This is a genomic window from Corynebacterium sp. ACRPJ (genome assembly GCF_022347345.1).
Classification (GTDB): domain Bacteria; phylum Actinomycetota; class Actinomycetes; order Mycobacteriales; family Mycobacteriaceae; genus Corynebacterium; species Corynebacterium tuberculostearicum_D.
Genome location: NZ_JAKRNC010000011.1, coordinates 52,904 through 78,916 on the forward strand (window position 1 = coordinate 52,904; position 26,013 = coordinate 78,916).

Sequence of the window (26,013 nt, forward strand, 5' to 3'; positions counted from 1 at the left end):
ATGCGTATTACCGAAACCGCCATCCCGGGGCTGCTCATCATCGACCTCGACGTGCACGGCGATAACCGCGGCTGGTTCAAGGAGAATTGGCAACGCGAAAAATTCACCGGCCTCGCGCCCGAGCTCGCGAGCTTCCAGCCGGTGCAGAACAATATCTCTTTTAATCACGCCGGTGCTACGCGCGGCCTGCACGCTGAGCCGTGGGACAAGCTCGTCTCGGTGGCGCAGGGCAAGATTTTCGGCGCATGGTGCGACTTGCGCGAGGGGTCAGATAGCTTTGGCGAGGTCGTCACCCACGAGGTAGGGCCGGAGACTGCGGTGTTTGTCCCACGGGGCGTCGCCAATGGCTTTCAAGCTCTGGAGGAAACCTCCTACTGCTACCTGGTGAATGAGCACTGGTCGGCCGAAGCTCGCTACGCCGCGGTGAACCTCAACATCGTGGACTGGCCGCTGGAGCCCACCGAGATTTCGGAGAAGGACAAGCAGCACCCCGCTCTTAAAGACGTGAGCCCGATGCCCGCCCGGCGCATCCTCGTCACCGGCGCGAACGGGCAGTTGGGGCGGGCGCTCAAACGCCTGCTTGCCGATGCTGAATTGTGTACCCACGCCGACTTCGATATCACCGACCCACCAGAACGGAATTGGAAGCAGTACTCCGCCATCATCAATTGCGCGGCGTATAACGACGTCAACGGTGCCGAAAACGACCGCGCCGCCGCCTGGGCCGTCAATGCGGAAGCGCCCGCACGGCTGGCGCGCATCGCCGCGGAGAACCAACTCACGCTGGTGCATGTGTCGAGCGACTATATCTTCGATGGGGCGAGCGAGGTCCACTCCGAGGAGGAGCTACCGTCGCCGCTGAGTGCATACGGGTCGTCGAAAGCCGCGGGCGATACCGCCGCGCAGACCGCGCCGCAGCACTACGTCATCCGCACCTCGTGGGTGTTCGGCGAGGGCGAGAATTTCATGTCCACCATGCGCCGGCTGGCCAATAAGGGAGTGGAGCCGAAAGTCATCCATGACCAGCGCGGGCGGCCCACGTTTGCCGAGGACCTTGCCAAGGGCATCGTCCACCTGCTTAAATCCGGAGCGGAGTACGGCGTGTATAACCTCTCCAACTCGGGCGATACCGTGGGCCGCGATGAGATTGCCATGGCCGTGTTCATCGGGCTCGGCCACGACCCGGCCGAGGTCACTCCGGTAAGCACCGAGCAATACCGCGAGATCGCGGGCCCCGAGGCGCCGCGCCCCAAGGAGTCGACGCTTGCGCTAGATAAAATCGAGGCTACGGGCTTCAAGCCGCCGAATTGGCGCGCGGCCCTTGCCCTGTACTTGGCGCTGTACCCGGAGGATTAAATGAAAGGCATCATCCTGGCCGGCGGTTCCGGCACGCGGCTCTACCCGATTACCAAGGGCATCTCGAAGCAGCTCATGCCCATTTATGACAAGCCGATGATTTATTACCCGCTCACCACGCTCATTCAGGCGGGTATTCGGGAAATCCTCATCATCACCACCCCGGAGGATGCGGGGGCCTTCCAGCGACTGTTTGGCGATGGATCGCAGCTCGGGCTCATGATCGATTACGCGGTCCAACCGCGGCCGGAGGGGCTCGCGCAGGCCTTTTTGATTGGCGAGGAATTTATTGGAGACGACAGCGTCGCGCTGGTGCTCGGCGATAATATCTTCCACGGCTTCGGCGGCGAGCTCGCCCACTGCCAAGATCCGGAGGGCGGCATCATCTTCGCCTACGAGGTCTCGGATCCGCAGCGCTATGGCGTTGTGGATTTCGACGCCGCAGGCCATGCGCTGAGCATCGAGGAAAAGCCAGAAGTGCCGCGGTCGAACCACGCGGTGGTGGGCTTGTACTTTTATGACAATTCCGTCGTGGAGATAGCCAAGGGCATCGAGCCCAGCGGCCGCGGTGAACTGGAAATCACGGCGGTAAACGAGGAGTACCTGCGCCGCGGCGAGCTCAATGTGCAGCGCCTGCACCGCGGCAGCGTGTGGCTCGATACGGGAACGGTGGACTCGATGAGCGAGGCCTCCGCCTACGTCGAGGTGATGCAAAAGCGCACCGGCATCGTTATTGGCTCACCAGAAGTGGCCGCCTTCGAAGCGGGCTTCATCGACCGCGCCCAGCTAGAAAAACTCGCCGAGCCGTTGCTTAAGTCCGGCTACGGCGAGTACCTGCGGGCGTACTAGAGGCTAGTAGCCGCGCTCGATGTATTCGTCGATGCGCGCGGCCTCCGCGCCCACCGTGGTGGCGTCGCCATGCCCTGGCAGGACCTTGGTGTCCTCCGGCAGGGTGAAGACGACGTTCTTCAGCGACTCGATGATCACATCGAAGTCGGAGTACTTGCGGCCGGTGGCACCAGGGCCGCCGTTGAAGAGCGTATCGCCCGACAACAGCGTCTCGCCCACGTGCAACACCACGCAGCCCGGCGAGTGGCCCGGGGTGTGGTAGACCGTGATCTTCTCGCCGCCAATATCGAACTGACCGCGATCCGCCAATGGCGTGTATGGGGCATCGCCATTGGACTCCTGCCACAGCATGTCATCGTCCGGGTGCAGGTAGACCTCGGTATCGAAGCGCTTTGCGGCCTCGGGGGCGAGCTCGCAGTGGTCATTGTGCGCGTGGGTGAGCAGGATACCTTCCACGCGACGGTCGCCAACGAGCTCTGCTACCGCATCCAGATCGTGGGAGGGGTCCACCACGTACACGCTGGAGTCATCACCCACGACGTAGACGTTATTGTCCACGTCCCACTCGCCGCCATCGAGGCGGAACTTGCCAGAAGTAACCGTGCTATCGATACGCATTAGAACTCCACCACCGAACGCAGAACCTTGCCGGACTTCATGGTGGTAAAGGCCTGCTCGACGTCGTCAAGCGCAATGCGCTCGGTGACGAACTTGTCCAGCGGGAAGTTGCCGGCCTTGGACAGCGCTACGTAGGCGGGGAAATCGCGCTCTGGGAGGCAATCGCCGTACCACGCAGGCTTGATGGAGCCGCCGCGGCCGTAGAGGTCGATGGCCGGAATGTCCACGTGGTCGGTGAGGTTCGGCACGCCCACCATGACCATGCGGCCGGCGTGGTCGCGGGAGTAGAAGGCCTGGCGCCAGGTGGGCTGGATGCCCACGGCGTCGATAGAGACGTCGGTGCCGAAGCCGCCGGTGAGCTCGCGGACCGCGTCAATAACCTCCTGCTCCGAGAGATCCTTGGAGCAGATGGTGTCGGTCGCGCCGAACTCGCGAGCGGTTTCCAGCTTGGACTCGTCGATGTCCACGGCGATGATCTTGGCCGCGCTCGCCAGCTTGGCACCCGCAATGGCAGCCATGCCAACGCCGCCGCAACCAAAGACAGCGACGGACTCGCCGAGCTGGATATCGCCGGTATTCACGGCCGCGCCGAGGCCCGCCATGATGCCGCAGCCCAGCAGGCCAGCGGCAGCCGGGTCGGTGTCTTCCACCTTGGTGCACTGGCCCTCGTGGACCAGGGTCTTCTCGGCGAAGGAACCGATGCCCAGCGCAGGGGTGAGCTCGGTGCCATCCTCGAGGGTCATCTTCTTGGAGGCGTTGTGGGTATTGAAGCAGTACTTTGGCTCGCCCTTCTTGCAGGCGCGGCACTCGCCGCACACGGCGCGCCAGTTCAAAATGACGAAGTCGCCTTCCTCCACGTGGGTGACCGCAGAACCTACAGTCTCCACTACGCCTGCGGCCTCGTGGCCGAGCAGGAAGGGGAAGGCGTCTTCAATATCGCCATCGCGGTAGGCAAGGTCGGTGTGGCACACACCGCAGGCCTGGACGCGCACGATGACATCGTTAGGGCCGGGGTCAGGAACGACAATGTTGACGGTTTCGACTTCCGCACCCTTGGAACGGGCGATAACAGCTTTTACAGTCATGCGCCCGAGCGTACCGATATTTTCAAAACCGGCGCATTATTGAAAACTCTTTTTAAGAGTGGGCGATGACGTTGGCCGCATGCTCGTGACCACGCTGGTTCATATGGATGGGCAGGTTGCCGTCGCCAGCAGTAAAGTCCACCAGACCAGCCCACATGCGCTGGTTTGCATCGGCGCACATGCCGTTATTGCGGGTAGAGGGCTTCAGATCCAGGAACTGCACGCCGGTGCGCGCCGCCAAGTCCACCTGCATCCACTGCGCCTTATTCTCAAAGTCTTGGATGCCCGGCAGGAAGGTGGAATCGGCCGGGCGCGGACCGAAGTGGAAGAGGCAGTAATAAGGGCCGGTGCCGATGGTGGGGTATCCTACGATCTGGACGCGAGCGTTCGGGGCAGCGCGCTTAATGCGCTCGATCTGCGGGGCGGTGCGGTCCGCGAACTGCTTGCGGATCTGCGGCAGGTTCATATCGCGGTGATTGTAGGTGTCATTAAAGCCGGTAGTAATAACCACGCGGTTGGTAGCCGGGCTCAGCGCGCCACTGCGAATGGCGGCATCCACCTGCTGGGACACCTGCGGGCCAGGGGACATGGACACAGCACCGGAACAAGAGAAGTCTCGCACGGGTAGGCGCAGCTTTGCCCCGGCGCGCTTGGCGTAATTATTGGAAGTGGGGCAATCTACGCCCGCAACCTTAGAGGGATCGAAACGGTGAGCAAAGTAAGAGCCAGCGTCTGGATCCGCGAGGACGGAATCACCGAAGGCGACTAGGTTACGCTCCGCGGCGGCGGCCTGCGGCGCTACTACCACACCTACGACGGCCAGCGCGGACGCCACCACGGAGAGGACTTTGAGCTGCAGAGATTTCATGAGATCCTTTTCTAGAAACACCAGTAACTTCAGATAACTGTAGTCACTTCTGTAACATAATTCGAGTTGGCGGCAACACCGCGCGCCTCTCTCACGATATCGTCCATGGTTACCTTTTTGTTATCTTCGCCTATTTGGAGCTATCCCAACCGTGAATTTCTCTGATTTCAAATTCCACGCCGCAGCCCTCGGCCGGTTCGTTCCGGCGCTTCTAAATGCCGGAATCGTCAGTACCCAAGGGGGCGTGAAGGCCCAGCTCAGCATGCTGCCCAATTTGGCTCGCTACCGCTTCACCACCGCGCGCGAGATCGAACAAGGCTACCTCGCCTGCCCGGAGCGTTTGGCGCTTATCGACGACGACGGCGCCCTCACCTACCGCCAGCTGCGCACCCACACGCAGGGCTTCGCCCGCTACCTCCGCTCGCTGGACCTGCCCGAAATCCGCCTCGGCGTCATGGCACGCAACGGCCGCGGCATCATCATTCCACTCGGTGCCAAAGGCTATGCGGGCGCTTCTATTTACCTGCTCAACGTTGGTTCCTCCCCGGAGCAGTTAGCGGGCTGCATCGAGGAAAACGGTATCAACGTGCTCGTGGTTGATGATGAGTTCATTAACCGCGTGGACACCGATATCCCCGTCATCATCGCGCACGATACCGGGGCAAGTGATCTGCCAAAGCTAGACAAAATTGTGAAGACTCCACCGGCCGCGACGCTGCCGCGATTCCCCAAGCACGGCCCGATCGTGCTCATGTCTTCCGGCACCACGGGCATTCCGAAGGGCATTGTGCGGCCGGAGCCAACCCTGCCGGTGGTACTGGCCTCCATCGTGAACACAATTCCGTGGCGCGGCGACCAACGCCTGCAACTGACCGCCTCTATCTTCCATACCTGGGGTTGGGCCTGCATCAATATTGCACTGGGCCTGCGCAATACCATTGTCACCCGCCGCGTATTCGACGCGGAGCAGGTGCTTGACGATGTCCAGCGCTACCGCCTCGATGGCATGATCTCCTCCCCCATCTTCTTCAAGCGCTTGGTGGAGCGGGATCCGGCCGGTGAGTTCGATACCGCGAGCTTGAAATTCATCGCCTCGGCCGGCAATGCGCTGACCCCGGAGGTGGTCAAGGAGACCAATGCGCGCTTCGGCGCGATCCTCTGCAATGTCTATGGCTCCACCGAGCTCGCGCTGGCGACGACCGCCACCATGGACCAGGTGGCCGCCAACCCCACCATCGCCGGACGCGTGGCCTCCGGCACGAAGCTGCGCATCCTCGATAAGGAAGGCCACCCGGTGCCGCGCGGCGAGGTGGGCGAGATTTATCTGACCAACTCCACCGCCATGACTGGCTATACCAACCCGAATCTGCGCCTCAATAAGGTGGACGGTCTCATTTCGATTGGGGACCTGGGCTATATCGATGAACACGACTTCCTGCACGTTGTCGGCCGCGCCGATGACATGATCATCGTCGGCGGCGAGAACGTCCATCCGCAGTCCGTCACCGAGATTCTCGAGGCCATGCCGGGCATCCATGAGGTCCACGCCGGCGGTGTTGAAGATAGCGAAACCTTCCAGCGCATCGCCGTGTGGGCAGTGCCTACTGCCGACGCCACCGGTAAGGCCCTGACCGCCGACGCCATCCGTGACTGGGTCCGCACCAAGCTCGCTGACCACTCCGTGCCGCGTGATGTGCACTTCATGGACAAGCTCCCACGCAATGCCACCGGCAAGGTGGTCCCGCGCCTGCTGAAAAGCCACGGGGACGCTTAAGCCACGCGCTGCCCCCAAAACAGCGAAAGGCCGCAGGCTATGCACCTGCGGCCACTGTGGAGCCGCCTGCGAGAATCGAACTCGCGACCTTTTCATTACGAGTGAAATGCTCTACCGACTGAGCTAAGGCGGCACGCTGCTTAGCATATGCCAATGCAGCAAGAGAAAGTTTAACCTAGGGGCGCCGCGGAATAGAAATCGGGCCCCGAGCAGGCACCCGTCTATAGGCACGCGCGGCGCAGGCGGCCCACCAGCCCATCAAAGGCAATTTGCGTGCCGACGTTTTGCGTCAGCTGTTCGCGGCATAAGGTGATGGCCGCTTGGCAGTCCAGCAGGCCTTCCTCGCTCACCCGCTGCGCGAGCTCGCCAGAAAGACCAGCGAAGTCCGGATGAGTCAGATCCACCTGCGCGCCGACCTTCTGCATGAGCGCATCGCGGTATACGCCAGAGAGATCGATAAGTACTAAATCCAAGTTGTCGATTACTCGGCGCTTCGCCCGCTTCTTGTGCTGCTCCTGAAGATCCTTGATGGCGGATCGGGCGTCGCGCTGTGCCTTGGCCGCACCCTTGCCCTTCGCACCGACGCCGAGGGTCTGCTCCAGCTTCGCCAGTTCGGCTTCTTCCTGTTCCTTATGCGATTCCTTCGCCTCTGAATCGACCAATTTCAGCAGCGAGGTCACCGCCTGAAAGCCTTGGGAGCCATGGAAGACCTCTTCTGCCAGGTTGATGGCCACGGCGCGGCGCTTTTGCACCGCCGGGTCGTTGACTAGGCGCCGTGCCCGGCCGACGTGGCGGAGGGAGGTGAGGGCGGCCAAGTGGGCGTCGTGATCCGAGGCGCCCTCGCTGACCAGCTGGGCGGTAATGCTCTCCACCGACGGGGAGGGGATGTAGAGGTGGCGGCAGCGCGAGCGGAGGGTCTGGGAGAAGTCCTCGGGTGCGTCGGAAGGAGCACACATAATAATCACAGTGCGCGCCGGCGGCTCCTCCACCGTCTTGAGCAGGGCGTTCGCACCGTTGTTAGTAAGGCGGTCGGCATTGTTAAAGATCACCACGCGCCACGGCGCCACCGTGGGCAGGCTGGCAGCACGGCCGATAACCTCGCGCACCGTATCCACCGGAATGATGACTTCCTGCGGATCCACCAGCACCAAGTCAGTATGCTGCTTAGCACCCAACACCGCCTGGCAGGCCTCGCACCGGCCGCAGCCCGGCTCCTCCGGGTCCGTACACATGAGCGCGGCCGCAAAATCGAGCGCGGCCAGGGAACGGCCGGAACCCGGCGGGCCGGTAAATAGCCAGGAATGGCTCATCGCCCGCGGATCTGCCCCCGCCATCCCCCGCGCAGCCCGGGCGGCATCCAGAATGGTGCGGGCCACACCTGGGGTATCTGCCAATCTTTGCGCAACGCTTCCGGTATTCACTCGCCCTAGCCTACTGGTCTTACTAAAGTATGAAGGCATGAACAGACTACTGCGCGGCGCACGATGGCTCATGGGTACCCAATGGCCGGTCTACGCCGCCTTAGTCCTCGGCGCCAACCTTATCGGTGCCATCGCGATTATGACCTTTGTCCTCTATTTCCTGCCGATGCCGGAGATCAAGGACTTCGCCGCCGAGTTGCCCAGCCTCATGGGCGTCGCCGCGGTGTATCTGATTTTTGCCGTGGTCATTGGCATCGCCGTTACCCTGCTGCTTTTCCGCCCGGTGCTGGACTGGCAGCGCAACCCGGACGAGCACGATCCGAATATGGTGCGCAATCTGGTGCTGCGCATCCCCGTCTACCAGTCCGTGGTGGCGGCGGCGGTTTGGCTCATCGGCATCATCCTGGCGGTGGTGATTTCCGGCCGGGAATCCGCCAAGCTCGGGCTCGTCGTGGGCGTTTCCGCAACACTCGCCGGTCTCGTGGTCATTATCTTGACTTATCTACAGGCTGAACGCCTCGTGCGCCCGGTCGCCGCCCAAGCGGTGGCACGGCGCTTTGAGGATTCCACGCTCGAGCCGCCCATCAAATACCGCCTGATTTCTACCTGGTTAATGACCTCCGGCGTGCCTCTGGTGGGTATCCTCCTCGTCCTCATCGCGCAGCGCACCGGACTTTTTCCCAGCACTGCAGGAGACCTAGTCCCTGCCATTACCGCACTCGCACTGACCGCCCTGGCTACCGGGTTTATCGGTACTAGCTTTGCGGTGATGAGCGTGGTGGACCCGATTGTGGAGCTGCAGGACGCCATCAATCGGGTGCGCCGCGGCGATACTAATGCAGAGGTCGATATCTATGATGGTTCCGAGCTAGGCGTGCTGCAGGCCGGCTTCAACGAAATGATGCGTGGCCTGCGGGAGCGCAACCGCGTGCGCGATATTTTCGGCCGCTACGTCGGCAGCGAGGTGGCCCAACGTGCGCTGGAGGAACGCCCAGAATTAGGCGGAGAGGATCGCAAGGTGGCGGTGCTTTTTATTGACGTCATCGGTTCCACCACCTTCGCCGTCAACCACTCCCCCGAGGAGGTGGTGGAGGAACTCAATAAGTTCTTCGAGCACGTCATCGAGGTGGTGCACCGCAATAAAGGAATTATTAATAAATTCCAGGGTGATGCCGCCCTGGCTGTCTTTGGCGCCCCGCTCAACGTTTATGATTCCACCTCTGTGGCGCTACAGGCCGCCCGGGAGCTGCGCAGTGAATTGCGTGGGCTGGAACAACTGCAAGCCGGCATCGGGGTGGCCGCAGGACACGTCGTCGCCGGGCATATCGGTGGTGCGGACCGCTTCGAATACACCGTCATTGGAGATGCTGTGAATGAAGCCGCGCGCCTGACCGAGCTGGCCAAGGACACCCCGGGCCAAGTGCTCACCAATGCCGCCACACTCAAGACCGCTAACGAGGCCGAGCAGGCCCGGTGGACTATGATGAAATCCATTGAGTTGCGCGGTCGCCATCGCATGACCCAGCTGGCTCGCCCTATCCGCGCTACCCTGGCAGAACGTTCCGAGGTATAACGAGGTTTTTAAGTGAGTTCAGCTCCCCGGCCCCGCATGATCGTGCCCGATGTGGCACGCGGCATGGCCCTATTAGGCATCGCCATGGCCAATATGACCACGGCGTGGATTATCACCACCGACCGGCCAGCAAGTTATTTCGGCGGCATCATCGACGGCAGCGCGTGGGACAAGGCCGCCGTCGTCTTCGGCGCCTTCTTTGTCCACAACCGCGGCCTGCCCATGTTTTCTACGCTGCTGGGCTTTGGCGTGGGGCTCATCGCGTTGAGTCTGTGGCGGCGTGGGTTTCCGGTGCAGGCGGCGCGCAGGGTCATCGCCAAGCGCTATGCCTTCTTAGCAGTGATGGGTGCGGTGCACATGACGCTGCTGTTTTGGGGCGACATCATGTTCTTCTATGGCGCGGCCGGAATCGTGATTGCATTCCTGCTGCGCAAGCGGGATTCTACCCTTATGCGCGTGGCCTATATTCTGTTCGCACTGTGCGCGCTGGGCGGGATCGTGGCCTTCATTTCCGGCGCTATGGATCCCCTCGGCGTGGTGGCTACGGAAGGCATCGGCACCATCGAGTCCTACCCCGATTTGCTGCTCAGCCAGCTTGTCACCCTAGGCAGCCAGGCCTTGGCCACGCCGATCATTTTGCTGATGTACTTGCCCGTCATGCTGGTGGGTTTTGTGTGGGCGCGCCGAGGCGTGCTTGCCGACGTCCCCTCTCACCGCCCCACCCTCCTCCGCTGGGTTGCCATCGCGGTGGTCATTACCGTGGTAATCGGCGCCCTGTGGTCTTTGAGCACGCTTGGGGTCATCGAGCAGCGCTGGGCGAATGCGGCCAATAATGCCAACTCCTTCCTCGGCGTCTTCACTGGCCCCGGCATCCTGGCCGGGCTCGCGTTGGTGCTGCAGCCAGTACAAGAGCGACTCTCGGCCGGTGCACCGCTGCCCGCGGTACTGTGGCCCTTCGCGGCGCTGGGCAAGCGCTCCATGAGCGGCTATGTGGGCCAGTCCATCCTCTTTTTCTGCCTCGTGCACCCATTCATGCTGAACTTTGGTCACGAGCTGGGAGCCTTCGGCCAGGCCGCGCTAGCCTTCGCGGTATGGCTGGCCACGCTCATTTTTGCCTGCGTGCTGGAGGCCGGCGGCCGCCGCGGTCCCTTCGAGGCCGTGCATCGCCGCTTGTCTTATGGCCCGACGATGCAGCCGCAGCTACCGCGCTCGGGTGCGGCTAAGGCCGTCAATCAGCAGCAGGTGGCCGAGAATTAAGGTGCCGGCTTCGGCCGCGCGCACTAGCCGCACCTTGCGCTTTCGCTGCTGCAGCGCCGCACGCAAGGCCGTTAGCCCCTCGGCCGCGACGAGCAGGTTGGCGCCGTGGCTCATGCCCTTGCCGGCGTCGGTGCGCAGCGCTGGGTCGCCCGCCAGTGCCGAGGTGGCCAGCACGGCCGCGCCACCCACTGCCACTGCGGCGGACGTCGGCTGGCTACGGGTACTGGCAACGCCCGCGCCCCATGCGGCCGCGCGCAGGCCCCAACCTAAGGCATCATTGCGCGCGCCGCGGCGATACAAACTCCAGGCATAGGCGGCGTGGCTCGCAGCCACGGCCGCCACGCCCAGCACAGAGGGGCGTGTCAGGCGGCGGGTCTTTTCCACCTGAGCAAGGACTCCGGCCAAGACTGCGGTGTCAACGGCGGGCTCTTCGCAGACCGAGGCGAGCAGCTGCGGCTGTGCGCTGATATCGGATACGGCGCGCCGCAGAGCCGCAGCGCCTTCGTGGGTGCGGGCAAGAAAATCGTTCATGCCCGCCACCTTACGCGGTTATTTCTTGCGCGAGCCGGCCTTCACCACGTTTTTCGTGCCGGGCGAAGGCTTCTTGGTTGCCTTCTTGCCGGCCTTCTTCGTGGACTTTTTGGTGGCCTTCTTAGTCGCCTTCTTCTTGGTCGTCTTTCTAGAGGACTTCTTGGTGGACTTCTTCTTGGTCTCGCCGGAAGCTTCCTTGGCACGGCGCTCGGAGAGGAGCTCGTTCGCGCGGGCGTCGGTCAGCTGCTCCGGGTCATCGCCGCGGCGCAGGGAGGCATTGGTGGTGCCGTCGGTGACGTACGGACCGAAGCGGCCGTCCTTGACGGTCATCGGCTTGCCGGAGACGTCATTATCGCCCAGCTGCTTGATCGGCGGCTGGGCCGCGGCGCGACCACGGCGCTTCGGCTCGGCATAGATGCGGCGGGCTTCGTCCAAGGTGATGGTGAAGATCTGCTCTTCCTTGGCCAAGGAGCGCGAATCGGTCCCCTTCTTCAGGTACGGGCCATAGCGGCCATTTTGGGCGGTGATCATCACGCCGTCATCCTCGCCCACCTCGCGCGGCAGGGACAGCAGCTGGAGGGCTTCTTCGAGAGTCACCGTAGAGGGTTCCATCGAGCTAAACAGCGAGGCCGTACCCGGCTTCAGCTTATTCTCGATGTACTCCTTGACGCGCTTTTCCTTCTGCTTTGCGGCCGTCTTGGTCTCCCAATTCTTGGCGCGCTTGCCCTCCTCGGCGCGTTGCTTATCCTCCTCGGCCCGCTCCTTGGCGACGACCTCTTCGGCCTCACCCTCGGCCTTCTCCCGCTCATCATCGCGGACAACCTCGGTGACATACGGGCCGAAGCGGCCCTCCTTAGCCACAATCATGCGCCCATTTGCCGGGTTTTCACCCAGTTCGCGGCCGCCCTGTGGGGTGGCAAAGAGTTTTTCCGCCAGCTCCTCGTTCAATCCGTCCGGAGTGACGGTTTCCGAGAGGTTAGCGCGCTGGTACTCGATGCTGCCGTCGTCATTGGTGCCGACGGCGCGCTCGATATACGGTCCATAGCGGCCCACGCGTACGAAGACATCGCGGCCCTCGGTATCGGTGTAAAGGCGCAGGGAGTTGACCTTGCGAGCATCGATGGCTTCTAGGTTGACGTCGATAAGTGATTTCAAACCACCGTGACGGGCAATAGAGGCCGCCTTTTGCTCATTGGCCTCGGCGTTGCCGAAGTAAAAGCCGTTGAGCCAGGCGGTGCCGTCCTCGATACCGGTAGCAATCTGGTCCAGCTCATCCTCCATAGAAGAGGTGAAGTCATAGTCCACCAGCTCGGTGAAGTTTTCCTCCAATAGGCCCACGACGGCGAAGGCAACCCACGATGGCACCAGCGCATTGCCGCGCGAGACCACATAGCCGCGGTCCTGGATGGTCTTGATGATGGACGCGTAGGTAGACGGGCGGCCGATGCCCAGGTCCTCCATCTTCTTTACCAGGCTGGCTTCGGTATAGCGCGCCGGCGGATTGGTGGAGTGGCCCTCGGCGGAGACCTCCTTGGCGGTCAGGGCGCGACCCTCCTCCAAGTGCGGTAGGCGGGTCTCGCCCTTCTTGTCACCCTTGGCGTCGTCCGCGCCGTAGGCCTTCAGGAAGCCGGGGAAGGTAATGGTGCGGCCGGTGGCGGAAAATTCCACGTCGTAGCTGCCCTTTTCGGTGGCGGCGGTACCGGCTACGGTGACCTTCATCGAGGTTCCCTTGGCATCGGCCATCTGGGAGGCGACGGTGCGCTTCCAAATCAGGTCATAGAGCTTAAACTCCTCCGCATCCAATTGGCCGGAGAGCTGGCCCGGGGTAGCGAAGGACTCGCCGGCCGGGCGGATGGCCTCGTGAGCCTCCTGGGAGTTTTTCACCTTGCGGTCATATACGCGCGGGGAATCAGAGACGTACTCTGCGCCATAGATACTGGTAGCGGAATTGCGCGCAGCGGACAGGCCCTGCTTGGACAGCGAAGTGGAGTCCGTACGCATATAAGTAATGTGGCCGTTTTCGTACAGTCGCTGCGCAATGCGCATGGTGCGCTCAGAAGTAAAGTGCAGGCGGCGGCCGGCCTCCTGCTGCAGCGTGGAGGTCATAAACGGCGCATAGGGCTTGCGCGTATAGGGCTTGTGTTCGACCCCAGCGACCTGCATATCCGCACCGCGCAGCGCGGTTTCCAGCGCCTTAGCCTGTGGCTCGGTGATGACGATGACGTCTTTGCTCTTGACGTTTCCGCGGTCATCAAAGTCGCGGCCCAAGGCCACGCGCTTGCTATTGACGGCCGTGAGGCGGGCGTCGAAAGTAGCAGGGTTGTCCGCATCCGCAGCGCCGATATCTAGCGTGGCGGCCAGGTCCCAGTAGTCGGCCGGGATGAACGCCATGCGCTCGCGCTCGCGCTCGACGATGACGCGGGTGGCCACCGACTGCACGCGGCCGGCAGAAAGCCGCGGCATGACCTTCTTCCACAGCACCGGGGAGACCTCATAGCCGTAGAGGCGGTCGAGGATGCGGCGGGTTTCCTGGGCGTCGATAAGGTTGTAATCCAGGTCGCGAGTATTGTCCGCGGCCTCCAGGATCGCGGACTTGGTGATCTCGTTAAAGACCATGCGGCGCACCGGCACCTTGGGCTTGAGGACCTCGAGTAGGTGCCAGGCGATGGCCTCGCCCTCGCGGTCGGGGTCTGTTGCGAGGTAGAGCTGGTCGCACTGCTTCAGCTTGGACTTGAGGTCCGCGACCTTCTTCTTTTTATCGGGGCTCACCACATACAGCGGAGCGAAGTCATCTTCCGGATTCACGCCGAGGCGCGCCCAGGATTCCTTCTTATACTTAGCCGGCACGTCCGCAGCGCCACGGGGAAGATCGCGGATATGACCCACGGAGGCCTCCACGATGTAGTTATCTCCGAGGTAAGGCTGAATCTTCTTCGCCTTCGTCGCCGACTCGACGATCACCAAGGTCTTTCCCGGCCCGGCTGCTTCTGCCACTTCGACTTCATCCCTTTCGATGATGCGAACAATAAGGTATGCACGCTTTCAGCAATCGCCCCTAGCGTACACAGTTGATCTGCGTTTCCTTTCTCGCACCATATACGCGGTTCTGCCAAAAGGCCGTTTTCAGGGGCACTATGTACCCCCACGGAACGGGTCTATACTGGCCTACTTAGAACGCCCAGTAGCTGTGAAAGCATTGTGGGGCACGATAGCACACCCAAGACGACGCCCGGGGAGTATTCATGGTTGACACCATCACTATGTGGATCGAATCCGTCATGTCCACAGAGTGGATCTACCCGCTGGTGGGCGTACTGATCTTTGGTGACTGCTTCTTCCCCGTGCTGCCTTCTGAAATCCCGCTCAATATGGCCGGCGCCTGGTCCGGCTCCCAGGGCTTTCCGCACCTGCCCACCATGTTTTTCGTGGCGCTCATTGCCGCCATGATGGGCGATAATCTCTGTTTCCTACTGGGCACGCGCTTCATGCCCCTGCTCCAGCGCGTACCTAAGGGATCGAAGGCCTACGAGGGGCTCAAGTGGGTCAAGCGCAATATGCGCCGCGGCGGCGGTGCGGCCATTATTATTGCCCGCTTCATTCCTTCAGCGCGCCTGTTTATGACCATCCTGCTGGGGTCGATGCGCTTCCCGTGGCTCGTCTTTGTCTTCTTCGACACCATCGGCGTCGCGCTCTGGGCGGCCGAAGCGCTCGCCATTGGCTACCTGGGCGGCATGGCCTTTTCCAATTCGCCGGTGCTGGCGGTGGTGGTCAGCATCATCGCCGCCGTGGTCATCGGCGTGGGCCTGCAGAAACTGCAGAATAAGTTCACCGAGTGGTGGGATACCCGGCGCGGCTACGCCGAAACGCCGTAGCGGGAAGACCTGAGCGAGGCAACCGGCCGCCTAAACTACGGACACGGACTGGGCCTGCTCGCCCTTCGGACCGGAGCCTACCTCGAAGGTGACCTGCTGATTTTCTTCTAGGGTGCGAAATCCGCTGCCCTGGATCTCGGAGTAGTGGACGAAGATATCGCCTTCGCCGTCCGCGCGCTCGATGAAGCCGTAGCCCTTTTCAGAGTTAAACCACTTAACGGTTCCTTGTGCCATGGTGTGCAGTCCTTTTCTTGATTGGCGGTGCGGCGATTCCGCGCCGAGGGGTTCGGTAAATGCGTCCTTTAGCAGTACCTTAAAGTGTAAACACCGCACCAAGACATCATTGGCCTCATATCAGTGTGACACGTTCCACGCCAAAGCGATAGGCCTAACCCACGAGGGGGTAAAAATGGCTCACCCGGAAACGGATAATCCTCTGGGAGAAGAGCTCCTCGAGTTCATCCAGCGCCGCCTCGATGAGTCCACTCTCACATTTCACACCACCCTGCCGCCGCAGCGCGCACAGTATGCCGAGTGGCCCGAATGGGTGCTGCCGGAATTGAAGGAAAAGCTGGTAGATGGGGGCGTCGGCAAGCTGTATAGCCACCAAGCCGAGCTGGCGCAGGCGGCCTGGGCCGGCGAGGATGCGGTGATTTCTACCGGTACGTCCTCGGGTAAGTCCCTGGGCTACCAGCTGCCCATTTTGAGCCGGCTGGCGCAGGAGCCGACCGCCTGCGCGCTGTATCTCACCCCCACCAAGGCGCTGGGATCTGACCAGCTGCAGGCGGTGCTCGAGCTGTGCCGGGGCATTCCGGCGCTCAAGGGCGTGGTGCCCTCGCCTTATGACGGCGATACGCCGCAGGAATCCCGCGCGGGCGTGCGCGATCATTCGCGGTTCATTTTCTCCAACCCGGATATGGTGCATATGTCGCTGCTGGCGGCGCACGCGCGGTGGGCGCGGCTGCTGCGGCACCTGGAGTTCATCGTCATTGATGAATGCCATTCCTACCGGGGCGTTTTTGGCGCGAACGTGGCGCTGGTGCTGCGGCGCCTGCTGCGCCTGTGCGCGCACTATGGCTCGCGGCCGACGGTAATTTATGCCTCGGCCACTATGAAGGACCCGGGCCGGCATGCGCAGCGCCTTACCAGCCGGCCTGCCCGCGCGATTACGGAGGACACCGCCCCCACCGGCGCGCGCACCGTGGCGCTATGGGAGCCGGGCTTTATCGAGGGCGCCGAGGGCGAGCACGGGGCGCCGGTGCGCCGCGCCGCCACCACCGAGGCGGCCGAGATGATGGCCTCCTTCATCGCCGAGGGCGCGCGCACCATGACCTTTGTGCGTTCGCGCCGCTCGGCCGAGGTAGTAGCCATGCGCGCGGCCGAGGTGCTCTCCGGTAGCCTCGGCCGGCCCGATTTTGCCCAGCGCATCGCCGCCTACCGCGCCGGTTACCTGGCCGAGGACCGCCGCAAGTTGGAGCGCGCGCTTGACGACGCCTCCTTGCTCGGCGTCGCCACCACCTCCGCCCTCGAGCTGGGTATCGACGTCGGTGGGCTCGATGCCGTGGTCACGGCCGGTTTCCCGGGTACCGTCGCGAGCTTTTGGCAGCAGGCCGGGCGCGCCGGCCGCCGCGGGCAGGGCTCGCTCGTAGTGCTCATCGCCCGCGATGAGCCGATGGATACCTACCTGGTCCACCACCCCGAGGCCCTGCTGGGTCGGCCCGTGGAGGCCAGCGTATTCAACCCGGCCAATCCGTATATCCTCTTCGGCCACGTCTATTGCGCCGCGGTGGAGAAGCCGCTGGATGATGCCACGATTGCCGCCTGGGGCGCCCAAGACGTGGTCCACCAGCTGGCCGAATCCGGCCTGCTGCGCCGCCGCGAGCGCGGCTGGTTCGCCGTGCCCATCCCCGCCCATGCGCCGGAGGAGCTCTCCCCGGAGACGGCCCATACCGCGGTGTCGCTGCGCGGCGGGGCGGGCGAGGAAGTCATGATCGTAGATTCCTCCGACGGCCGCCTGCTCGGCACCATCGATGCTGCCCGCGCTACCAGCCAAGTCCACCCCGGCGCGGTGTACCTGCACCAGGGCGAAAGTTTTGTCATCGAGGAGCTCATCCTCAGCGATTACCTGGCGCTGGCCCGGCCCGAGGCCCCGGACTATTCCACGACTCCGCGCTCCACCACGGATATCCGCATCCTGCGCGAGGCCGATAACTTGGTCAATTACTCCCCAGGACTGTGGGTGGCGGACGTGGAGGTGGAGGTGACCGACCGCGTCACCGGCTACCAGGTGCGGCTTGCCGACGGCACCATTGGCGACGATATCCCCCTCGATCTCCCCGAACAGCGCCTGGTCACCCGGGCGGTGGCCTACACCATCGATCCGATGGCGCTTTCCGCCATGGGTGTGACGGCCTCCGATACTCCTGGCACGCTGCACGCGGCCGAGCACGCCGCCATCGGCCTGCTACCGCTTATCGCCACCTGCGACCGCTGGGACATTGGCGGCGTCTCCACCGCGTTGCACCCCGATACGCAGCTGCCCACCGTCTTTGTCTACGACGGCCACCCCGGCGGCGCCGGTTTTGCTGAGGAGGGCTTTCGCCGCTTCCCCGAATGGATCGAGGCCACCTTCGAGGCGGTGCGCTCTTGTCCGTGCGAATCCGGTTGCCCGTCCTGCGTGCAATCACCGAAGTGTGGTAACGGAAATAATCCGCTGAGCAAGGACGGCGCCATCAAGCTACTGGGTGCGCTGGTCACTATGACGCAGGGCTAGCCGCAGCTTAAGCGGTTCTGCCTTTTTCTTCATTTACTCGCTGCGCCCGCGCGTATTCATAGTCCGCGCTGCGCTGCAACAGCTCTTCACGCCGATGAGGAAACCGCTCCAATATTATGCGCTGAATTTCCGCCGCTGCTCGGGCGCGAGTGCGCCGCACTTCCGGATCCGGCTCATAAAAAGGCGAGCCTTGCGGATGCCTCATGGAGCATCGCCTCTTTCTTCTTTCGGGGCAGTTTTGTCGAGCTCACCCTCTTTAAACTCTTGGGCAAAATCCCACAGTGTGTTGATAAAAGGGGAATCTCCTTCAACGTCCGATAATAATCCCAGAATTGTGGGGAGAAAATACCATCCAGTAATTTTTTCGGCTCTTTCCGCCGAGTCAGTCTTATCGATACACCACTGCACAATTCCCCACCATCTATCTTGTTCCCGCCTATGATCCGATTTGATTTCTTCGCGTACCTTTCGGCGATATTCCCGCCAAGCAATGAAGCCTGCTACGGCTGCCACCGCGGTGGGGATAAGGCGCACTACTGCTTCCTGCCAGGTCATACCGGCCCGGCCTTCGCTTGAGTGGACCGGCCACGGACCGTGGCGGTGACGATGACGTCGCGGCCGGATTCGGAGCAGGTTTCTAAGGTGGCGTCGTTGAGCGCGGCGGTATCGCGCGCGGCGGCACAAGCATCTTCACCCGTAGCGAGGGCCCAGGCACCGGCAACCGCCGCGAGGTCGGCCGCCACCTGAGCCTCGTGTCGCGCGGCCACCCGCGAGCCCACTGCCGTCACGATAAGCAGCAGGCTCACGATGGCGACGATGATGCCGGCCGCGGCAATGGTGGCATAGCCTTCCTCGCCGCAGCGCCTCGGCCTACTCATTTCCGCCCACCTCGGCCGGAAATACCGCTTCGGAGCGCATGGTGCCGACGGGGGCATCGACGCTTACCGACGCCCTCACCAACCCACCGCTTTCTTCCACGCTAACCTGGGCATCCTCGCGCGGGGGATGGTATTCGACGCCGATGGCGTGCGAACGCGCGGCCGCGCCCGCCATGTCCACCGCGGCGATATAAGATGCCAGCGTGGCAATGGCACCCACGATTCCCGCCGCGACCAAGACCAGGGAGCTTAAAGCCAAGGCGGCCTCGATGGTCACGGAGCCATCGTCATCAAATACCCTGTGCATCATTCCTCCTTTCTGCCGGCAGGCTGGGCCCGCCGGCCACGGTTAGAGAGCGGCGCTAGCTCGGGGTATTCGAGAGGGCGTCGGTAATGATGCCCTCGATGGCATCGACCACCCCGCCGCCGTTGATGACCATGTAGAGCACCCCGGCAAGCGCGGCGGCCGCCAAAGAGCCCATGGCATACTCGATTGTCAAACTTTTATACCCTAGAAGATGCGAGACTGCTCCGGGTGTGTGAGCATACGAGTGCCACAACCCCCCTGTGGAAGTGGTGTCGGTTGGAGATAGGCGGGGAGCTCCCCCGTGCTCACTGCCCCCACCGAGGCCCACAAAACTTCCGGTCGGAATCGTTGGGTTAATAGTAATTAAGGGGAATCCCTATGGGGGGATTCCCTAGTAGGGTATATATCCTTGTATCCAACAGTTCTTATGAGTGATAGTTAAATTGTCTCCAAGGGTGAACACAGGGCACCTACCAAGAGGGAGCCACCTTCGATAACGTTGTTCACGTGTTATACCGGTCTTGATAGCATCGGGCTATGCAAACAGCACTTACCGCAGTAATAGCCTTATTGTCACTATCCCTTGTTTCTTGCTTCCTTGATAAAGAAATCTTCGAGTATTGCATCAACGAGAAAAAACTGAAGGGAGTGACGTGGGTATACATTGCTATGGTTCTACTGCTATTGGGTTTGGCTCTATTCGCGCTTCCTAACACTGCACAGGCCGAGAGTTACAGCGACGCTGGGCGAGTGGCACAGACCGCTTACTACGGCTGTGCTGTCGTTTCGGTTGGCACCTTCCTTATACAGGCCTCGATTAGGTACACGATACTGCACGATAGGAAAGAGCAGGAGAACCGTGCAAAAAGAGAGCAAAGAGCGCGAGAAGCACGTACAGCTAGGCGTACCAAATTGAAATCTTAGTTAACATTCGCCGAGGCGCTAAATAGCTACATTTTCGGCCTTCCCAAGTACATTATGAGCCAATAAAAATCCTTGGCTAGGCAATCAGTCCAAAGAAATTTTAAATCGCCTTAGAATGCGATACAGCGAATTAGCGTCTCTAAATACGCAGGTCATAACGGGTGGAAAATCGGCCTGAATCAGCCCCACAGGCAAAGCCGAGGAGCGTATCAACGGGAATCAACCTCTGGTTGAGTTCCCTCAACCGAGGGGCGGTAAACAACCACCACCGGCCAATAGGCCCTAACCCCACCAGGAACCAGCCCGAGGAGGTTAGGACACTCAAACCCCTCTACTCAGCCCTAGGAGAAATCCAAAGCTGACCAGGCGGGGCACAACCAAGGTCGGTAGCAAAGACCGCGCGGAACCAATCAGCGAGCGACACCTCGGCCAATTCACCCGCACTGGAAACAAAATCATGCTCAGTGTTCCCAGCCATGGCATAGCAATAAGCCTGAGTCTCCTCAACCCACTCACTGAACGGAACTTCCACAGGGTAAGTATGAACCGGAATTTGAGCCGCAACATCAGCCGGGGTGATACCACGCTTTCTTCCCTTGCGAACCGTCATGACCGATTCCCCCAGCGAGTCTTAGCAGCTTTACGAGCTTGACGCTGCCTTTGCTCAGCCTTAGCGGCGGACTCCTCGTCGGACTCTGGAAGGCCTAGGCTCTTTAATAGCCTGTCAAGCAGTGATGTCTGCGCGCGGGCTTCTGCGATTAGAGGCGAAATGACCTGTTGACCTTGGGAGCCCTTCACCATAAGCGGGGACTGAGCCGCTGCCTCTTCGAGCTGAGCAATCCGGTCTGTAGTTCGCGCCGCCCTCAACAACAAGGCCTGCTTTGCCGGTTCGCTAGAAAAGTCGAACTCGCTGGTAATATTCTCAACCAGCCGGGCCCCAGAGGGACCTAGATCCTCAACCAAATTAATCACTTCCTAAAAATCCATAAATAAAACAGCATACAAGATCGCAGACGCAATACCGTCCGGTGGAGCTTTGGGGGGCGGGGCTATACCCCCTGGGTGCCCCCATGGTGGGTGACTACCAACCAACAGGACATATTGCCTGCTCATAGGGTGTTTTAGGGAGCCTTAACACTCAGGCTCCCCAACAGCTCTTAGAGGCTTATAGCTTTAAGTCCCGACGGAGAGTAAGCCATGCTTGTTCATCCATGCCCTGACGTGCGTGCTCCTGTTCCTGCGCAGCCTCGCTCGCCTGTGCTGGTGTAGCTACACGCAGATACGCACCCTCACGCAGGGCCCGTAGGAGGGGCGGCAACAGGGCGTCATACCCCTTCTCCCCAGTGTGCTCCTCCTCAAGGAATAGACAGGTAAGTCCAGCCACATTTCCGGGCTCGCACACTAGGAACCACTTCCCCCAGCCATCCAGGCGTTGTCCCGGGAGGTCTAGCAATTCCCACAGCCAATCAGCAGCCCAACTGATAACACCGGCGGCTTCTCGTGCCGAGTGGTAAGCTACACGCTCCGGCTCGCTAAAGTTGAGCACGTCCTCAGCGGTAAACTTTCCGGTAGGAAGCTTCTCTACCGCTTCTGCATACGCTTCAGCAGCAGGATTAAAGATAGCTTCTACCTGCTTCAAATAGGAATTTAGATTATTATTTACTTCAGCCTTTAGTTCGCGCTCGATAGTGTTTTGCGCGAGGTTGATAGCTTGACGGCGTTCTTGGCCGTTATACAAAGTGAATCGGGTGTGTTGGTCTATCGCTGACTCAAGTGTCTCAGCAGAAAGGAAACCATCGTTAGACGGTGCTGGGGCGTGCACAAGCTCCTCGAGCTTAGCTCGGGCCTCCAGGAGGTTTTCTACGGCCTTTGGGTTCTTCAAAGTCCAATTCTCAACGTTCAACATTTAAATTTCTCCTTCGATTTAATAGACAGCTTTTAACAGGGCATCTAGTAGCGGATCGGGGCGTTTAGCCTTACCGGGATACCCATGGCCTTGGGATGGGTCGGTAGCTCGTTGCGGGGTACCGCTCTTGACAGCACCATTCGTGCCATCTGGAGCCTCCTCGTTAGCACTAGCCAAAGCATCTCGTAGCACGGTGGCGGGCGTTTGACGGCGTTCTAATTCGCCGTTAACTCGTTCGATGACCTTCTCTCCATTAAGCGGAACATGGTTGCTCACAACTAATTCTCCTTTCCACAAAAGAACATTGACTGCCTCTCCTCAGCGGTGGTTACATAAAAGTCAAGCCCTCCATACCGAGCGGCACGGGGGGCTGAATCATCTTGACTACAAGGCAACTTCGATGGTGGCGGGTCTTGTAGGCGGAATGTATGGATATTATTCGCAATCCTTCGCATTCTTCTTCTCCTCATTCAGGGCCAATAAGGCTAGTAGCCGGAACGGCAAAACTTTCCGATTAGTTTTTCGCTTATTCTCCAACTGAGTACAGGGAGCTAGATTCCAGGGCACATGCCCAGGAGTATCCGGCGCTGAGAGCGGAATAATGTGGTCTAGCCCATAGTTCTCAGGCGTGAGCGGGGTACCCGAGTAAGCAGAAGACCAGGGATCGATTCCCGCAGAGCTCCAGTACTCGTAAACATCTTTTGCCTTAAATTCGACCGTTGGAGCACCTAGCTTCTCAGCACGTTTATACCCATCCCGAATACGTCCAGGGAGCGGATTAAGCTCCCTATACCTCTTACACTGAACCGCAATCGCCTCTGCATTATCAGCCTTGTACCGACGCATACGGGCTAGTTCGCGGTCATGATTAGCGTAGTGCCAGCTGTGTTGGCACTCACGGCATTGATTTCGGTACCCATCGCGCTGGCGGTTGAACCCGCTTAATTCCTTGACACACTGGCACCCGTAGCAATACTTAAGCCCTTCCGAATCCAGTTCTTCCCTAAGCGCTTTAGACAATCGCTTATGCCTAGGATTAGATAAATAATCCTTAATTCGAGTTTCTAGGCCGTTCACTCTTCTTCGAATCCTTCCTTAATCAGCGCGGCCACACGTACCGCGTCCATCCTCACAACAGCTTCTTTCGGCTCCCCTAGGGCCTTAGAAATATCCGCAATCCAGGTTCGAGCTTCTTTCTGCCTACGCCGATAGTTTCGGTTGTGGCGGGCCTGCTCTTCCTGGGTCTTCCCATTCGAATAACGTTTCATTTAATAAACCCTTTCTAATCCAACTAAGTAACGTTAGCTTCTTAGGCACAAGAAAAAAGGGCCCCGGGTAACCGGGGCCCTAGTCCTTCGGAAGGAGCGACCTAGAGTTAAAGCACAGCCAAGAAACTTAAACCTAGAGAAAGCTGAATGCACCGCCGAGTACCAGACGGCAGAGTATTGAGGCCTAGCCAAAAATTAAGCCTCTACTATTTACATAGGTAGGATTCTCACCATTCATGTCACAAATACCCCTCTGTGTTATAAAATTGTTATAGAACGGGGGTAACCTACCTCAGTCAGCCGTTGATAATTAGAGAACAGCAACTCGAGCCGTTGCCTGTCATTCGTGAGTTTGCGAGGCGCACCAAAAGCTCGGTCAACCTGACGGTCCAGCGCTTCGTGAGCCTTAACGAGCTCTGGTGCCATTGCAAGCGGGCTGTAGTGTTCTGCTAATGAGCGCTCGGGATGAGCAGCACGAGCCTCCAAAACCTTCTTACCAGCCTTAATAATGCTCTCTCGTTGCTTGTCCGAAAGCTCCGGAACCGGGAAATTATTCCAAACTAGTGTTCCTGAGAAGCGAAGCCGTGACTCAAGCCGCCCTCCAACGGTCTTTTGCCAAGTAATAAACATTGAGCTGGAAAGCAGCGCGAATTGAGGTTAAGGGTCAAAATGTGTGCCTGTCTCCCTTAGCGTCTTAGGGTTGTCCGCTCGCCTGAAAAAGGGCGCGCGGGACAGCCCACGTCACGCGCGGGCCGCACCGCGCACCGACGAGGAAGCCACGTCCACACCCCACCACAAGTAGCGGGGTGTGATTGTGAACCAGCACTAACGCTAGCAGTCACCCCTGACGAGACCTAGAAGCGTGATTCCATTCCTGCCTTTATGAAGTCGTTTACGAGGTAAAACGTGCGCAGAGTTACTCGTAGCCGTACTTGGACTCATCAATCTCGTCGTGTGGAGAATGCTTTCTCTAAATCGTATTGAGCAGGTTACTCGTAGGTTAAAGAACTGTGTGTAGCTAATAAATATGAAAAGCTTGATTTAAATGTATTGTTGCTAGATTTTCGCATGTCCATTTGTTGCGTACCTAGGCAGGTGATTTTCGTGGCTACACCGTTTTACAGAAAGGGAGAAAATGACAAGCTCGCTTGTCGCCGACGGAATAAAAATAGTCCGTGGGAATAGAGTTATCATCAACGATTTTTCGTCAAAGCTGAGCTCCAGTGACATCGTGGCAATGGTAGGGCGAAATGGGGCCGGAAAATCTACCATTATGTCAGCGCTGACAGGCCATCTCATACCTACCGAAGGAAACATTCACGTCCTGTCGGATAAAAAAGAGGAAGGTGACGACCTATCTTCTTCGGTTGCCTTCGTGTCACAAGGCCGTCCCCTTTATTCGAGTATTACGGTAGAGCAGCATACTCGACTGGCCCGTGATATTAACGACTCTTTCAACTATCAATGGGCAAAAGAAAAAATTGAGTCACTCGGAATATCCGGGAAATCAAAAGTATCTCAATTATCTGGTGGACAGCATACTCAAGTTGCGCTGATTATTTCGCTCGCGCGGAATAAAAAATTCATGATTCTCGATGAACCTATGGCTGATCTAGATCCAGTAGTTAAAATCTGGGTTCGAGAACTCTTGGAAAAGGCAGCGAAAGAAGACGGCGTTGGGATATTAGTATCATCGCATACCGTATCTGATTTATCTGCAATACTTACCCATCTTTGGGTAATTGAAGAAGGGGATCTTCTTGCGTCTGTAGCGAGAGAAGAAATTGATTCGCAGAAAGATGGCGCCTTTGAAGAATTTGTGCTTGAACATCTGACTAGGAAAGGCCTCTAATGCTAAAAGTAGCTTTACACTACTTCAAAATTGACCGACCCGCTTGGCTATCATGTGCGGCAATTCTTGTGCTACTGGCGTTACTGGCGGCATACGAAGTCAATTTCAAGCCTTATCTTGGGATGACTGAAATGCTGGCCGGTATTGTGCCCATGTTCGCCGGAATTGTGTGGGCAGTGGCTTTATTCTCTAAAGAATTTGAGACGAAATCTGTTGTCTGGTCCTTAAGCCAAGATCTCTCTTCCTCCAAGTGGTTTTTCTGCCGTATTATTAGCCCTCTAATCTCAGCACTAATCTTTGGAGTTTGTGTATGGGGGATTGTGGAAGTCAGTCAGCTGCGCTCGGACGGGTTGAATCAAGGTAAAAACATGATGTCGTACTCGTACATCGCTGGCCATGCCCTCTACCCAGCTGTGGTGACGGTACTAATGGTGTCTATTGCTTCGATTGCTGGCGTAGTTTTTAAAAAATCAATTCCCGCTGTGGCCGTAACTTTCGCATTAGGTTTATTGGTAGGAACGACAGGAGCTTCTTGGCTTAATCCTCTCCTTCCCGTTGAAAAGGGGGAATTTTCAGGGCCACACCCAGATCCAGCCCTTCTTCCAGTCCCCGGCGATATTCTTGAATCAGAGCCAATCGAAAACGGAAAATACTTGGTTGAGTTTTATCCAAATTCAGCATTCTGGCAAACGCAGACGCTTTACACCTTAATGTGGCTCCTACTCTCACTAATCATCTTGGGCTCCACGCTTTTTCTATTTAAGCGGGCTTCCAAAAAGGCGATTTAGTCTCTGGAGAAAGGGTCTGCGCTTAAACGCAGACCCTTTCCAGCATTAGCGATAAGAGCTACGACCTTGATTGCCAACTCCAGCTTCTTCCCGGAAGTGGTTTCAGGGTCTTT

General features: G+C 59.5%; 26 protein-coding genes and 1 tRNA gene. 9 read left to right on the plus strand and 18 right to left on the minus strand.

The features are described 5' to 3' along the window. Together rfbD and rfbA are read left to right on the plus strand one after the other, a co-directional pair. Positions 1 to 1,356: a dTDP-4-dehydrorhamnose reductase gene (gene rfbD, locus MHY08_RS08600; protein ID WP_239236286.1), complete on the plus strand. Its 1,356-nt coding sequence runs from the start codon at positions 1 to 3 to the stop codon at positions 1,354 to 1,356. Then, complete coding sequence (gene rfbA, locus MHY08_RS08605; RefSeq protein WP_239236287.1) at positions 1,357 to 2,205, plus strand: glucose-1-phosphate thymidylyltransferase RfbA; 849 nt, start codon at positions 1,357 to 1,359, stop codon at positions 2,203 to 2,205. A 3-nt stretch (positions 2,206 to 2,208) separates the two neighbouring features. On the opposite strand, the gene MHY08_RS08610 is transcribed toward rfbA, so the two are convergent. From MHY08_RS08610 to MHY08_RS08620, 3 genes are read right to left on the minus strand one after another with little or no spacing between them, the layout of a single operon-like run. After that, the gene (locus MHY08_RS08610) at positions 2,209 to 2,823 is read right to left on the minus strand and encodes an MBL fold metallo-hydrolase (protein ID WP_005323087.1); all 615 of its coding nucleotides are present in this window, start codon (positions 2,821 to 2,823) and stop codon (positions 2,209 to 2,211) included. Further along, a complete protein-coding gene (locus tag MHY08_RS08615) occupies positions 2,823 to 3,908 on the minus strand; it encodes an S-(hydroxymethyl)mycothiol dehydrogenase (protein WP_005327163.1) in 1,086 nt (361 codons plus the stop codon). The genes MHY08_RS08610 and MHY08_RS08615 overlap by 1 nt, the downstream gene beginning before the upstream one ends. 52 nt (positions 3,909 to 3,960) lie before the next feature. Further along, on the minus strand, positions 3,961 to 4,776 hold the full coding sequence (locus MHY08_RS08620; RefSeq protein ID WP_239236288.1) for a GDSL-type esterase/lipase family protein: 816 nt from the start codon (positions 4,774 to 4,776) through the stop codon (positions 3,961 to 3,963). Between the two features lie 151 nt (positions 4,777 to 4,927). Between MHY08_RS08620 and MHY08_RS08625 the strand changes: the two genes are divergently transcribed. After that, positions 4,928 to 6,550, plus strand: coding sequence for an AMP-binding protein (locus MHY08_RS08625; protein ID WP_239236289.1), 1,623 nt, complete (start codon positions 4,928 to 4,930; stop codon positions 6,548 to 6,550). Between the two features lie 57 nt (positions 6,551 to 6,607). Here MHY08_RS08625 and MHY08_RS08630 read toward each other — a convergent pair. Both MHY08_RS08630 and MHY08_RS08635 read right to left on the minus strand, forming a co-directional pair. Beyond that, positions 6,608 to 6,683: transfer RNA gene (locus tag MHY08_RS08630), tRNA-Thr, on the minus strand. 88 nt (positions 6,684 to 6,771) lie between these two features. Continuing rightward, positions 6,772 to 7,971: a DNA polymerase III subunit delta' gene (locus tag MHY08_RS08635; protein WP_370658410.1), complete on the minus strand. Its 1,200-nt coding sequence runs from the start codon at positions 7,969 to 7,971 to the stop codon at positions 6,772 to 6,774. Positions 7,972 to 8,008: 37 nt separating this feature from the next. On the opposite strand from MHY08_RS08635, the gene MHY08_RS08640 reads away from it, so the two are divergent. Together MHY08_RS08640 and MHY08_RS08645 are read left to right on the plus strand one after the other, a co-directional pair. After that, a complete protein-coding gene (locus tag MHY08_RS08640) occupies positions 8,009 to 9,544 on the plus strand; it encodes an adenylate/guanylate cyclase domain-containing protein (RefSeq protein ID WP_239236290.1) in 1,536 nt (511 codons plus the stop codon). 12 nt (positions 9,545 to 9,556) lie between these two features. Next, entirely contained in the window at positions 9,557 to 10,801 is a 1,245-nt protein-coding gene (locus MHY08_RS08645) for a DUF418 domain-containing protein (RefSeq protein ID WP_239193771.1), read from the plus strand. Here MHY08_RS08645 and MHY08_RS08650 read toward each other — a convergent pair. Both MHY08_RS08650 and topA read right to left on the minus strand, forming a co-directional pair. Continuing rightward, the gene (locus tag MHY08_RS08650) at positions 10,745 to 11,332 is read right to left on the minus strand and encodes a hypothetical protein (protein ID WP_204610416.1); all 588 of its coding nucleotides are present in this window, start codon (positions 11,330 to 11,332) and stop codon (positions 10,745 to 10,747) included. The two genes, MHY08_RS08645 and MHY08_RS08650, sit on opposite strands and share 57 nt — an antisense overlap. 18 nt (positions 11,333 to 11,350) lie before the next feature. After that, the gene (topA, locus tag MHY08_RS08655) at positions 11,351 to 14,326 is read right to left on the minus strand and encodes a type I DNA topoisomerase (protein ID WP_239236291.1); all 2,976 of its coding nucleotides are present in this window, start codon (positions 14,324 to 14,326) and stop codon (positions 11,351 to 11,353) included. Between the two features lie 248 nt (positions 14,327 to 14,574). Between topA and MHY08_RS08660 the strand changes: the two genes are divergently transcribed. Further along, entirely contained in the window at positions 14,575 to 15,204 is a 630-nt protein-coding gene (locus MHY08_RS08660) for a DedA family protein (RefSeq protein WP_239230236.1), read from the plus strand. Between the two features lie 30 nt (positions 15,205 to 15,234). On the opposite strand, the gene MHY08_RS08665 is transcribed toward MHY08_RS08660, so the two are convergent. Beyond that, on the minus strand, positions 15,235 to 15,438 hold the full coding sequence (locus MHY08_RS08665; protein WP_204610420.1) for a cold-shock protein: 204 nt from the start codon (positions 15,436 to 15,438) through the stop codon (positions 15,235 to 15,237). Between the two features lie 175 nt (positions 15,439 to 15,613). Between MHY08_RS08665 and MHY08_RS08670 the strand changes: the two genes are divergently transcribed. Continuing rightward, on the plus strand, positions 15,614 to 17,977 hold the full coding sequence (locus MHY08_RS08670) for a DEAD/DEAH box helicase (RefSeq protein ID WP_239236292.1): 2,364 nt from the start codon (positions 15,614 to 15,616) through the stop codon (positions 17,975 to 17,977). 7 nt (positions 17,978 to 17,984) lie between these two features. Here MHY08_RS08670 and MHY08_RS08675 read toward each other — a convergent pair whose 3' ends face one another. The 10 genes from MHY08_RS08675 to MHY08_RS11810 form a co-directional block, all read right to left on the minus strand. Beyond that, entirely contained in the window at positions 17,985 to 18,182 is a 198-nt protein-coding gene (locus tag MHY08_RS08675; RefSeq protein ID WP_239236293.1) for a hypothetical protein, read from the minus strand. Continuing rightward, the gene (locus MHY08_RS08680) at positions 18,179 to 18,532 is read right to left on the minus strand and encodes a hypothetical protein (protein ID WP_239236295.1); all 354 of its coding nucleotides are present in this window, start codon (positions 18,530 to 18,532) and stop codon (positions 18,179 to 18,181) included. Before MHY08_RS08680 ends, MHY08_RS08675 begins: the two co-directional genes overlap by 4 nt. Further along, positions 18,529 to 18,855: an Rv3654c family TadE-like protein gene (locus tag MHY08_RS08685; protein ID WP_239236298.1), complete on the minus strand. Its 327-nt coding sequence runs from the start codon at positions 18,853 to 18,855 to the stop codon at positions 18,529 to 18,531. Before MHY08_RS08685 ends, MHY08_RS08680 begins: the two co-directional genes overlap by 4 nt. Next, positions 18,848 to 19,162, minus strand: coding sequence for a hypothetical protein (locus MHY08_RS08690; protein ID WP_005323101.1), 315 nt, complete (start codon positions 19,160 to 19,162; stop codon positions 18,848 to 18,850). The genes MHY08_RS08685 and MHY08_RS08690 overlap by 8 nt, the downstream gene beginning before the upstream one ends. A gap of 55 nt (positions 19,163 to 19,217) precedes the next feature. Next, the gene (locus tag MHY08_RS08695) at positions 19,218 to 19,355 is read right to left on the minus strand and encodes a DUF4244 domain-containing protein (protein WP_083798057.1); all 138 of its coding nucleotides are present in this window, start codon (positions 19,353 to 19,355) and stop codon (positions 19,218 to 19,220) included. Positions 19,356 to 20,417: 1,062 nt separating this feature from the next. Beyond that, a complete protein-coding gene (locus tag MHY08_RS08700) occupies positions 20,418 to 20,696 on the minus strand; it encodes a hypothetical protein (protein WP_239236300.1) in 279 nt (92 codons plus the stop codon). Positions 20,697 to 21,251: 555 nt separating this feature from the next. Next, positions 21,252 to 21,992, minus strand: coding sequence for a hypothetical protein (locus MHY08_RS08705; RefSeq protein ID WP_239236302.1), 741 nt, complete (start codon positions 21,990 to 21,992; stop codon positions 21,252 to 21,254). An 18-nt stretch (positions 21,993 to 22,010) separates the two neighbouring features. Next, on the minus strand, positions 22,011 to 22,268 hold the full coding sequence (locus MHY08_RS08710; RefSeq protein WP_239236304.1) for a hypothetical protein: 258 nt from the start codon (positions 22,266 to 22,268) through the stop codon (positions 22,011 to 22,013). Between the two features lie 797 nt (positions 22,269 to 23,065). Further along, entirely contained in the window at positions 23,066 to 23,260 is a 195-nt protein-coding gene (locus MHY08_RS08715) for a hypothetical protein (protein ID WP_239236305.1), read from the minus strand. 258 nt (positions 23,261 to 23,518) lie between these two features. Beyond that, complete coding sequence (locus MHY08_RS11810; protein ID WP_370658795.1) at positions 23,519 to 23,905, minus strand: type IIL restriction-modification enzyme MmeI; 387 nt, start codon at positions 23,903 to 23,905, stop codon at positions 23,519 to 23,521. A gap of 490 nt (positions 23,906 to 24,395) precedes the next feature. On the opposite strand from MHY08_RS11810, the gene MHY08_RS08720 reads away from it, so the two are divergent. Together MHY08_RS08720 and MHY08_RS08725 are read left to right on the plus strand one after the other, a co-directional pair. Next, a complete protein-coding gene (locus MHY08_RS08720; RefSeq protein WP_239236306.1) occupies positions 24,396 to 25,112 on the plus strand; it encodes an ATP-binding cassette domain-containing protein in 717 nt (238 codons plus the stop codon). Beyond that, on the plus strand, positions 25,112 to 25,900 hold the full coding sequence (locus tag MHY08_RS08725) for an ABC transporter permease (protein WP_239236307.1): 789 nt from the start codon (positions 25,112 to 25,114) through the stop codon (positions 25,898 to 25,900). The genes MHY08_RS08720 and MHY08_RS08725 overlap by 1 nt, the downstream gene beginning before the upstream one ends. The last annotated feature ends 113 nt before the right edge of the window (positions 25,901 to 26,013 follow it).